The sequence below is a fragment of the Aeromicrobium sp. PFPM2_SD2 genome, assembly GCF_057364525.1.
The window spans coordinates 1-1,051 of record NZ_JBNFNZ010000631.1 but is presented as its reverse complement, the minus strand read 5'-3'; the positions used below and the strand labels follow the sequence as shown (position 1 = coordinate 1,051).

General features: G+C 48.6%; 3 protein-coding genes and 1 pseudogene. All 4 read right to left on the bottom strand.

Annotated elements, in window-relative coordinates; translation table 11 throughout:
• Nucleotides 1–40: 40 nt before the first annotated feature.
• Nucleotides 41–267, bottom strand: a pseudogene (locus AC2W7G_RS17030) (DUF3850 domain-containing protein).
• A complete protein-coding gene (locus AC2W7G_RS17025) occupies nucleotides 267–470 on the bottom strand; it encodes a hypothetical protein (protein WP_485869483.1) in 204 nt (67 codons plus the stop codon). Before AC2W7G_RS17025 ends, AC2W7G_RS17030 begins: the two are co-directional and overlap by 1 nt.
• Before the next feature lie 11 nt (nucleotides 471–481).
• Nucleotides 482–835, bottom strand: coding sequence for a hypothetical protein (locus AC2W7G_RS17020; protein WP_485869482.1), 354 nt, complete (start codon nucleotides 833–835; stop codon nucleotides 482–484).
• Nucleotides 807–1,034: an endonuclease domain-containing protein gene (locus AC2W7G_RS17015; RefSeq protein ID WP_485869484.1), complete on the bottom strand. Its 228-nt coding sequence runs from the start codon at nucleotides 1,032–1,034 to the stop codon at nucleotides 807–809. Before AC2W7G_RS17015 ends, AC2W7G_RS17020 begins: the two co-directional genes overlap by 29 nt.
• Nucleotides 1,035–1,051: the final 17 nt, after the last annotated feature.

The following is a 1,051-nucleotide window of genomic DNA, read 5'->3' as shown; positions in this document are numbered from 1 at the left end:
AGATTTTTATGCTTTGCGTGATAAGCGGCATGTGCCCTCCTTAAATCATACTCATTAGGACGTATCCTTCAGCGATGTCCCCAACGTCAGCCACATGGACAACCTTACGTGCTACCTGTTGTCCAGTATACCCGTTGTCCCACTCATTCAGGATAAGCCAATCGCCAACCTTAAAGTCCTGTCGTTAAGTCTTAGCTCTGCTGTCTTTAGACCTAGCTGTACCGGACCAAAGTGCTTGCGGTGAATCTTCAGATTGTGACTAGCCATTAGTCCCTCCCGATGTCAGACATCATGTTGTAGCGACCAGTGTCCATCTCGTACTCCATAACCTGCTGATAGAGTTCTGCTTCCTGCTCACGAAGGTATAGCTCTGACTCTTGGCTGCCGAAGAACTTAGCGTTGAACTCACGGCTAGCTTTAGTGACGATGTAGTCCCTGAAGACCACAGGCATCTCGGAGAATGGCTTCATCTCCACAAGCTCTACCGTGATAGGGTCGGGGAAAAGTGGTTGACTGAGTGGGACAGGTCGTACAGGTATCCACCCATGTTGCTGTAGTAGCTGGTGGCCCCAGCAGTCATTACACGAAGGTATGACGGCAAGAATCGAATCCTATTGTCTTGGACATCAGGTGTCAGGACAGCAGCTTCGTTGATGTTAAAGTTCCAGCCTTTAGCTTGGACCTGACGATTGACTCGATGCAGGATGCGCTGAGCGTTCGATACGTCTGCGTTACCTTCGTCAAGCTGTAGGACTGCTGGTTCACCGATAGCTGCTAACATATCGTTGATAGCATCTAAGTCATCGTTAGCATTCAGTGGAATGTATTGAGCCATGTGTTTCTCCTTTAAGATAGTTTATAGCGTTGGCTATGTGCTCAGGGTTCTCACTGAGTAGGCCAATAGCGCAGTTACATCTCTGGCATAGGACTCCACGTATTTCACCACTAGCATGGTCATGGTCTACAGCCAATGTCCTTCCTGATGTCTCTACTGTTCGTGAGCAAATCTCGCAGGCCCACCCTCTTGATTCCATAAGAGATACCCATTCGT